Below are 9,891 nucleotides of genomic sequence, written 5' to 3'. Positions count from 1 at the left end.
TTCCTTGAATCTGCAGCTTTAGGCAAAAACAGAACTTAGTCTGAGACTAAATTCTGTTGGTGTTATGCAGTTTTCTCAAAGTAACTTCTGGAAGGACGGGAACTAGAACTTACTTTGAGAATTTACCCTAAAAATCCGTTCTTTAAATTGCGAAGTATTCCTAATCTCACACCGTAAAACGATAAAAAACAGCAAGTTTCATCTAGCAATAAAACTTACTGTTTGCTTAGCCTATCTTTTTATGAGCTAATCCTTTGCATGTTTGCGGTATTTTTCCATTTTCCCTTTAAAAAGCTCCCCATTACTTGGTGCTGTATAGGAGACAGCATTGGCTCCAGCTTCGATAACCCGACGAATAGAGTCCTCAGTCGGACCACCAGTCGCAATAATTGGAAAGTCAGGGAAAGCTTCTCGAATCTTCTTCACAACCCTTGGCGTTTCCATACCGCAAGAAACATTTAAAATATCTACTCCTGCTTTAATCCGTGAGGTTAAATCAGACTTTTCAGAAACAACGGTATAAATGATAGGAATATCTACTACTTTATTGATTGCCTCAATTGTTTTTACATCCGTTGGTCCATTTACCACAACAGCGTATGCTCCCTCCGACTCAGACAAGAGACTCATATTAGCTGAACGCATACCTGTCGTCAAGCCTCCACCAACACCAGCCAAGACTGGAACTGACGCAACCAACATAATACTTTTGATAATAGCTGGACTGGGCGTAAATGGATAAACAGCCAAAATAGCATCTGCATTGTGATTAGCAATAATAGACACATCCGTTGTAAATAAGACTGAACGAATGCGACGACCATAAATACGAATTCCACTACATTCCTTGATAACTTCTGGCATCTGAACAATATCCTGCCGTAAATCTGATAAAACAGATGGAATAAACTGTTCGCTCATCCGCAACCTCCTCTATACTCGCTACAATAATATATAGTATAACATATTATTTCCATTTTATGCTTTCACAATTTGGTACTTTTTCAACAGATTTTTTTAAAAAAAGAGACAGCTTTCGCTGCCTCCCATTCTCCGACCAAAATAGTCTGTAGGACTATCTTAACGACGGATTTCTTTGATACGTGCTGCTTTACCTTGCAATGCACGTAGGTAGTACAATTTAGCACGACGTACTTTACCGTAACGTACTACTTCAATCTTATCAACACGTGGAGTGTGGATTGGGAATGTGCGTTCAACACCTACACCACCAGAGATTTTACGTACAGTGTACATTTCTGAGATGCCTTGACCTTTACGAGAGATAACAACACCCTCGAAAATCTGGATACGTTCGCGGTTACCTTCGACAACCTTAGCGTGAACACGCACAGTGTCACCAGGACGGAATGAAGGGATGTCAGTACGAAGTTGACCTTCTGTCAAACTTTGGATCAATGGATTCATTTTATTCTCCTATCTTTGTCAATCTTAGGTGCTTTTAAACCCAGCGGATAAACTGTATTTTTGTGCGTCCATTACACACAGACTATATTATACACCAAGTAATCACCTATGTAAAGCATTTTGATAAATTTATCATGGTCAATCACACCGCTTCTTTTACAAGTTAAGTCAACAAGGTCTGAGTTTGATTTTCGAAGAGTGTTAATGATACAGATTCCTGTAAAAACCAGTCCACAGACTGGTCACTATACTATTAATCAATAATTGTCGCACCGAGTACATGACGCAAATGGTTAAGAGCAAACTGATGATTCTCCTCCGTCAATGCAGCAATGGCTGATGAGACCACCTCAATACGATACCCCTTATTATAAGCATCAATAGCTGTATGAAGAACACAAATATCAGACAAAACACCCGTCAAGACAACCGTATCTACACCACATTCTCTTAGTCGAACATCCAAATCCGTCCCAGAAAAAGTAGAATAATGACGTTTATCCATCCAACGAACACGCGCATGCCCTTTATGTTTTTGATAAAAATCTGCTAAAGGACCATACAAGTCACGCCCTTGCGTCCCAATGATATTATGACTTGGGAAAAGCTGAGCTTCAGGATGAAATTCATCCCCCTCCTCATGACCATCAATCGCAAAGAAAATATAGTCTCCATTTTCAAAAGCTTCTTGCGTAACCTGAGCAATTCGTTTAGAAATAGCCTAAGCTGATTTTCCAGCAGTCAACTTTCCTTCATCTGCTACAAAATCTATTATATAATCAATGCTTTTGTCATTTTAGTAGTCACGTTTCTTAATTTCATCAAAAATAGCTGGGATGAGAACCTTCAAATAGGTTCCTTTCATACCAAGCGAACGACTTTCAATAATCCCCGCACTCTCCAACTTACGCAAAGCATTGACAATGACCGAACGAGTAATACCGATACGGTCCGCAATCACAGACGCAGTCAGCTGCCCCTCATTGCCACTCAACTCACCCAGAATAGCCGCCACCGCCTTCATCTCAGAATAAGAAAGCGTATTTACCGCCATATTGACCGCAGCGCGACGACGAATATTCTTCTCATCTTCTTCCCGTTGGAAATTAAGCAACTGGATACCAACTACTGTTGCTGCAATCTCAACCAAAATCAAATCATCATCGTGAAACTGCTCATCATTCCGCCAAATAATAAGCGAACCAAAACGAATTCCCGTCACATGGATAGGGGCTATCGTTGTCAGACCATTTGGATAGGTCGATCGTGATTCAACAGGGATGGCAGTCAACTCGCTCTCGACAGGCAAGTTAACCTGCGTATCATAAACCTGCGCGACTGCTTTTACATATCCTTCTGGGAATTGTTTATTTTGGAAAAATTCTTCCACACGATCATTGTTTGTCTCGTAACTCATGTGGTATCCCAAAACTTCACCTTCGCTATTAATAATACAAGAATTACAATCAATAATAGCTGATAGATGTTCAGCAATAGCATTGTAAGGCAATTCTTCTGCCAATTGCTCTTCGGAACGCTTCAAAATAGAAGTAATATTCCGTGTCTTCTCTAATAATGTTGTCATATTTTCCTCTTTACTCTGTAATTGCTTTCAGTATAGCAAAAAATACATAAAATTTCAACAATTATCAGAATATTTACCGTTGTTAGAAAAACACAAACAATTTCATCCAAGCAAAAAGAAAAGGCTGATTAACACTCAGCCTAAAATTCCATTATCTACGATATTGTTGCAAGAATCGTGACATTTTTTCTTGAATTTCTGCCAACTCATCCACACGTGGTAAATACACAATACGGAAATGATCTGGATCCTTCCAGTTAAAACCTCGACCATGGACCAGAAGTACTTTTTCTTGCTTGAGGAAATCCAATACAAATTGTTCATCATCATCAACTCTGTACATCTCACGATCAATTTTTGGGAAGACATACAGACCAGCCTTAGGTTTTACAGCAGAAAGCCCTGGAATATCATTAATCGCCTTGGTAATAAACTCCCTTTGTTCATATAAGCGTCCGCCAGGCATCAAGAGCTCATCAACCGATTGGTAACCTCCCAAAGAAGTTTGAACAACCTGTTGAGCCAAAACGTTTGAACACAAACGCATATTGGATAACATATTTAAACCTTCAATGTAACCTTTTACATGTTTTTTCGGACCAGATAAGACCATCCAGCCTACTCGGAAACCACAAATACGATGCGATTTAGACAGTCCATTCATCGTCACAACAAACAAATCTGGAGCCAGTGTCGCAATAGGGATATGAACAGCTCCATCAAAAACCATGCGATCATAAATCTCATCAGAGAAAATGATCAATTCATGTCTACGAGCAATATCAATAATTCCTTCTAAAATTTCCTTCGGATAAAGAGCTCCAGTTGGGTTGTTTGGATTTATGAGAATGATAGCCTTAGTCCTTGTCGTCACCTTGGACTCCATATCTGCCAAATCTGGATACCATTCAGCTGCTTCATCACAAACATAATGAACAGCTTTACCACCAGCCAAACTAACTGCGGCAGTCCAGAGAGGATAGTCTGGCATTGGCACCAACACCTCATCACCATTATCTAGCAAACCTTGCATAGACATAACAATCAGCTCACTCACGCCGTTTCCAAGATAAATATCTTCAATATCAACATTTGGAAATTTCTTTAGCTGACAATACTGCATGATAGCCTTACGTGCAGAAAAAATTCCCTTACTGTTCGAATATCCCTCTGATTTACGGGCGTTATGAATCAAGTCACGAATAACTTCATCTGGAGCAGTAAAACCAAATTCTGCAGGATTCCCCGTATTCAAACGTAAAATCTGCTCTCCATTGGCACGCATGCGCATGGCCTCTTCCAAAACAGGCCCACGAATATCATATGCTACATCATCCAATTTTGTTGACTTGTTAAATTGCTTCATGTCGTCACCTCGACTTTCTATCTTTTATATTGTACTGTAAAAGCAAAAAAAGTACAAGAATCCTTTACATTTTCTCTTAAAAGGCTTATAATAAAAATGTAAGGAACTGCTCTACCTATTTCGGGACAAAGCTCTTCTGAAAGGAGTGATTATTATGACACAATCTTACAAAACAATACTCGTCGCTGTAGACGGCTCTAAAGGAGCAGAATTAGCTCTTCATAAAGCCATTCATGTTGCACTACGCAACCAAGCACGTCTGATTATCACCCATGTGATTGATACCCGTGCTCTCCACAATGTTGTTGCATTTGACGCCTCTGTCTATGAATCTTTAGAAAGAGAGGTGGAGCTCCTCCTCGAAGAATACAAACAAGAAGCCCTCAACGCTGGTCTGACCGATGTACAGATTCGCATTGAATTCGGTAACCCTAAAACCCTCCTGGCTATCGATATTCCAAAGGAAACTGGTGCAGATCTTATGCTACTTGGAGCAACTGGTCTAAATGCCTTTGAACGCCTCCTAATCGGATCCTCATCCGAATATATCATGCGCCACGCAACTATCGATTTACTCATTGTTCGCGATGGAGAAAAAAGTTTATAAACCAAAAGACTTGATTTACGAATCAAGTCTTTTCATCTGTCTTTTCAGCTCTTCCTGAATCTTTTCCTCCGGCGCAAACCGTTCTTCCCAATCATCAGGTTTTAAAATTTTATGAGTAATTGGATCAAAATGGGCCTCCCCATCTGGAAATGTTTTCCCCATATTTGCAGTATGGACTATCTGAAAAATTGGTTCTGGATCAACCCCCATCAAAACAAACGAACCATATGTAAAATAAAGAATATCCAGCAAAGCATCTACCTGATCCTGCATCGAAACCCCGAAACTTCTCTTGCCAGATACCTTATCAGCAGCAGTATCTAAATCCTGATGAAGTTGTTGAATAAAATCATGAAACTCAACTTCAGATTCTGAAGCTGCATGTAGAAATTCTACCAACTCCTCCAATTTAAAACCAGCGCGATGCAAAGCCATCTGTCCATCATACACACTGGGAAGTTCTTGGGTTTCACCATCCATTAAAAAATGAAAATCCTTTACCCTATTAAAATTATCGTCCTTACTCTGAAACATCTTATCCCTCAATCACACCAAAATGAATTAATGCCTTATAAATCCCATCACGATTATTTGTATCTGTAACAAAGGAAGCTGCTTGTTTAACCTTTTTCGTCCCATTTCCCATCGCTACCGAGTGCTGAATTTCATTCAACATTTCAAAATCATTATTAGAATCCCCGAATACCATAACTTCATCTAACTCAAAACCATATCGATCTGCAACCTTTACAATACCCGATAATTTTGAATTTCCCTTACTGATAATATCAGTCGCATAGGGACTCGAACGCGTAAAAGACAAGTTCGGAAAGAGCACCTCCAATGATTGCGTCTCCCTTTCCGTCGTCAGCAACATCAGCTGATAGATTGGTTGAAAGAGAAAACCTTTCAAATTCGTTTCCTGTTGAGGACTGATCCAACGTACCAAGCGATTGAAAATAAAGTTTATGATTCCAGCCCAGGACTCCGGAATCATACGCGTCACACGATATGCAAAATTTCCTGTTCCAGCACTCATAATCTTACTACCAAATATGCCTTTAGCAGTTCCAAAAGATAAATCCTTATGGTGAGTTTGCGCATACTCCATAATTTGTTCAATTTGCTTTGGCTCTAAACTCTGACTATAAATAACTTCTTCTCTTGAAAAAATATATTGACCGTTATAAGCAATGACCAAATCTAGCCCTAAACTAGCCATATACTGCAAAACAAAACGAGGGTCACGTCCTGTAGCTAGACCAACTAAAATTCCCTTCTCTTTCAAAGCATTAATGGCGAGAATAGTTGAACTACTAACCATACGATTGTCGGTCAATAAGGTACCATCAATATCGAAAAATACAGCCTTTATCGTCAACCAACTCACCTACTTTCTAATAATTATGTTACAATTAGTATATCACACTTTGAAAGAAACTGAAAATTTATGAAAAAAATTCTAGTATTGCATACAGGTGGAACCATTTCTATGCAAGCCAATCATCAGGGTGAAGTTGCATCGAGTAAAATCAATCCAATGACCCAAATTGATAGCCCACTAGAAGAAATTCAAGTGACATCCTTGGATTTTCTCAATGTTCCAAGTCCACACATTCGCTTAGAACACATGATGGCTCTATACCAAAAAATCAAAGAAGAACAAATGAACTTCGATGGTTTTGTCATTACACATGGCACAGATACTTTAGAAGAAACTGCCTATTTCCTTGATACAATGGCTATTCCAGAAAAACCAATTGTATTGACCGGAGCCATGCGTTCCTCAAATGAACTAGGTAGCGACGGGATTTATAACTACCGAACAGCCCTACGTGTGGCTGCTGATGATAAATCCGCAGATAAAGGTGTTCTAGTGGTCATGAACGATGAAATTCATGCTGCTAAATATGTTACAAAAACGCATACCACCAATGTCTCAACCTTTCAAACACCAACCCATGGACCACTGGGCTTAGTCACCAAACGAGAGATTCTCTATTTTAAAACTGCTGAACCACGTGTTCGATTTGACTTGTCAACAGTCACAGGAACGGTCCCAATCATAAAAGCTTATGCAGATATGGACTCCATCCTCCTTGATTCTCTCACTGCAAGCTCAATTTCCGGCTTAGTCATTGAAGCACTCGGCGCCGGAAATCTTCCGCCTACCATCCTTCCAGCCATTAAGAAACTCCTTGATCAAAAGATACCCATTATTCTGGTATCTCGCTGTTTTAACGGAATTGCTGAGCCTGTCTATGCTTACCAAGGAGGTGGCATCCAACTGGAACAAGACGGCATTCTATTTGTTAAAGAATTGAATGCTCAAAAAGCCCGACTCAAACTCCTTATCGCTCTCAATGCAGGCTTGGAAGAGCAAAGCTTGGCAGATTACATCCAAGGTTAATCGCTGACGAACTATACAATATGTCAAAAGACCAACACATGTGTGTTGGCCTTTTTTATATGACTAATCCAATTCCTCTCCATCTTTCAAATTAGCAAGTAAAATCGACCAATTAGGGTCCTCCTGCCAATTTTCCACGCTAACAATCTGACTAGCAACTCGTCTTGCTTCCTCTAAAATTGGATAGTCCTCGATAATATTTGCAACCTGAAATTCTGGCAAACCTGATTGACGAGTTCCAAATATTTCTCCAGACCCACGCATTTTTAAGTCAGCTTCAGCCAAAATAAAACCATCTGTCGTCTCTGTCATAATTTTCATGCGTTCCTTACCAGACTCTGTTTTAGGATTAGCAACTAACACTGCATAAGACTGCTTATGACCACGTCCTACACGCCCTCTCAACTGATGTAATTGGCTTAAACCAAAACGATCTGCATCCATAATAACCATCACCGTTGCATTGGGCACATTGACTCCGACTTCAATAACAGTGGTAGAAACCAAAATATTCGTTTTTCGCTCCTTAAAAGCATGCATGATGGCATCTTTCTCGTCATTTTTCATCTTACCGTGTAACAAATCCACTGTAACTTGCTCTCCAAAATGCGCCTGTAAATCAGATTGCAGATCTACAGCATTCTTTAAATCCAGAGCCTCAGATTCTTCAATCAGCGGAGAGATAAAATAAACCTGAGCACCCACTTCTAACTCCCGCTCCAACCAATCTAAGACCGTGGGTAGCTGTTGATGTTTGACCCAGCGAGTGATAATTGGCTTCCTACCAGCAGGCAACTGATTAATAATCGATACATCCATATCTCCAAAAGCTGTAATGGCTAACGTCCGAGGAATAGGTGTAGCAGTCATCATAAGCACATCCGGATTATCACCCTTCTCACGAAACAGACGGCGCTGTTTAACACCAAAACGATGTTGCTCATCCGTCACAACCAAACCAAGCTTATGGTACGTCACACTTTCCTGGATAAGAGCATGAGTTCCTACAATGATGTCTACCTGACCACTAGAAATCGCCTCTAAAGCAGTACGACGCTCCGCAACCTTCATTCCCCCTGTCAAAAGAGCAATAGAAAGTTCTGGAAAAAGCTGGCGCAAACTCTCAAAGTGTTGCTCAGCCAAAATTTCTGTCGGGACCATAATTGCAGCCTGCATTCCCGCAGTCACAGCAGCAAACATAGCCAATCCAGCAACTACTGTCTTCCCTGAACCAACATCCCCTTGTAACAAACGATTCATGTGCCCATAGGACTTCATATCTGATAGTATTTCAGCCAAAGCCCCAGACTGAGCATCCGTTAAGACAAACGGCAATTGTCTTATTTGCATAGCCAATCTATCAGCATCATAGGCAATCTTCAAACCATTCGAAATATCACGATTGTTGGCTTTCAGCATTTGCAACTGTAATTGAAAATAAAATAATTCCTCAAACTTCATACGTCGCAAAGCTTGTCTATACTCTTCTAAATTTGTCGGAAAATGCATCGCAAAAACCGCCTCTCGGCGATTCATTAACCGATAGCGCTCTCGTAAAACTGATGGTAAATTCTCCTCTAATAAATGCAAATATCCCTGATCAATAGCTGTTTTAATTGCCTTAACCAAATTTACTTGCGAAATCCCTTGCGCCACATGATAGACAGGCTGCAGCTCATCTGATACTTGAGCCAAAACTTTCATTCCTGTCAAACTTGCCTTAGCCTTATCCCACTTTCCCCAAACTGCAATATCCTGCCCCAAAACAATCTTATCTGCTAAATAAGGCTGATTAAAAAACGAAACTGCTAAGACAACCTCACCCTGTTTCATTGAAAAACGGAGTCTATTTCTTTTGTAACCATAATACTGTACATTAGCTGGAGATACCACCTCCCCAACTACCACTGCCTTCTCACCATCCTGCAAATCATAAATAGACTTACTCTCAAAATCTTCATATCTAAATGGATAGTAAGTCAGCAGATCATTAATATTCTGAATGTTAATTTTTAAAAATTTTTCAGCCGATTTTGGACCAATCCCTGGCAAAACCGATAATTCATCACATAATCTTTTCATGTCTCTATTATATCAACAAACAATGAATAGACAAAGCAACAAGAAAAGAAAAAGGAGCCAATTAAAGCCCATTTACCACAAAAAACAAAAAAAGAGACCTAAGCAGCCTCTCAATATAGTCCGTACGGGATTCGAACCCGTGTTACCGCCGTGAAAAGGCGGTGTCTTAACCCCTTGACCAACGGACCATATACTAAAGATTTCTCTTTACTCCGCCAACAGGGCTCGAACCTGTGACATCATGATTAACAGTCATGCGCTCTACCAACTGAGCTATGGCGGAATATGCTAAGCGACTACCGTATCTAACAGGGGGCAACCCCCAACTACTTCAGGCGTTCTAGGGCTTAACTGCTGTGTTCGGCATGGGTACAGGTGTATCTCCTAGGCTATCGTCACTTAACTACTGAGTC

General features: G+C 40.2%; 7 protein-coding genes, 2 tRNA genes, 1 rRNA gene and 2 pseudogenes. 2 read left to right on the top strand and 10 right to left on the bottom strand.

Going from position 1 to position 9,891, the window contains the following annotated elements:
- Window positions 1-246 precede the first annotated feature (246 nt).
- The 5 genes and pseudogenes from ODU50_RS09980 to ODU50_RS09960 all read right to left on the bottom strand — a co-directional run bounded on the left by ODU50_RS09980 (window position 247) and on the right by ODU50_RS09960 (window position 4,379).
- The gene (locus tag ODU50_RS09980; protein ID WP_012774968.1) at window positions 247-921 is read right to left on the bottom strand and encodes a hydrolase; all 675 of its coding nucleotides are present in this window, start codon (window positions 919-921) and stop codon (window positions 247-249) included.
- Between the two features lie 159 nt (window positions 922-1,080).
- A complete protein-coding gene (rplS, locus tag ODU50_RS09975) occupies window positions 1,081-1,428 on the bottom strand; it encodes a 50S ribosomal protein L19 (protein ID WP_011921928.1) in 348 nt (115 codons plus the stop codon).
- 253 nt (window positions 1,429-1,681) lie between these two features.
- Window positions 1,682-2,212, bottom strand: a pseudogene (locus tag ODU50_RS09970) (cysteine hydrolase family protein).
- Window positions 2,213-2,224: 12 nt separating this feature from the next.
- Window positions 2,225-3,013 carry a GTP-sensing pleiotropic transcriptional regulator CodY gene (codY, locus tag ODU50_RS09965; protein ID WP_029172019.1) on the bottom strand — a complete coding sequence of 263 codons (789 nt, stop codon included), beginning with the start codon at window positions 3,011-3,013 and terminating at the stop codon, window positions 2,225-2,227.
- A 151-nt stretch (window positions 3,014-3,164) separates the two neighbouring features.
- Entirely contained in the window at window positions 3,165-4,379 is a 1,215-nt protein-coding gene (locus ODU50_RS09960) for a pyridoxal phosphate-dependent aminotransferase (RefSeq protein ID WP_024407236.1), read from the bottom strand.
- 154 nt (window positions 4,380-4,533) lie between these two features.
- Here ODU50_RS09960 and ODU50_RS09955 point away from each other — a divergent pair, with 154 nt between their 5' ends.
- Entirely contained in the window at window positions 4,534-4,986 is a 453-nt protein-coding gene (locus ODU50_RS09955; RefSeq protein WP_105105894.1) for a universal stress protein, read from the top strand.
- 15 nt (window positions 4,987-5,001) lie between these two features.
- Here ODU50_RS09955 and ODU50_RS09950 read toward each other — a convergent pair.
- A pseudogene (locus ODU50_RS09950) lies at window positions 5,002-6,367 on the bottom strand (Cof-type HAD-IIB family hydrolase).
- Between the two features lie 69 nt (window positions 6,368-6,436).
- On the opposite strand from ODU50_RS09950, the gene ODU50_RS09945 reads away from it, so the two are divergent.
- Entirely contained in the window at window positions 6,437-7,396 is a 960-nt protein-coding gene (locus tag ODU50_RS09945) for an asparaginase (protein ID WP_024407233.1), read from the top strand.
- A 63-nt stretch (window positions 7,397-7,459) separates the two neighbouring features.
- Here ODU50_RS09945 and recG read toward each other — a convergent pair whose 3' ends face one another.
- The 4 genes from recG to rrf all read right to left on the bottom strand — a co-directional run bounded on the left by recG (window position 7,460) and on the right by rrf (window position 9,881).
- Window positions 7,460-9,478 carry an ATP-dependent DNA helicase RecG gene (gene recG, locus ODU50_RS09940; protein WP_029172014.1) on the bottom strand — a complete coding sequence of 673 codons (2,019 nt, stop codon included), beginning with the start codon at window positions 9,476-9,478 and terminating at the stop codon, window positions 7,460-7,462.
- A gap of 116 nt (window positions 9,479-9,594) precedes the next feature.
- Window positions 9,595-9,666 (bottom strand) — tRNA-Glu (locus ODU50_RS09935).
- Between the two features lie 22 nt (window positions 9,667-9,688).
- A tRNA-Asn gene (locus tag ODU50_RS09930) sits at window positions 9,689-9,761 on the bottom strand.
- A 4-nt stretch (window positions 9,762-9,765) separates the two neighbouring features.
- Window positions 9,766-9,881, bottom strand: a 5S ribosomal RNA gene (rrf, locus tag ODU50_RS09925).
- Window positions 9,882-9,891: the final 10 nt, after the last annotated feature.

The organism is Streptococcus sp. 2020WUSS084 (assembly GCF_044427445.1).
Taxonomy (GTDB): domain Bacteria; phylum Bacillota; class Bacilli; order Lactobacillales; family Streptococcaceae; genus Streptococcus; species Streptococcus suis.
This window is presented reverse-complemented; position numbering and strand designations above follow the sequence as displayed.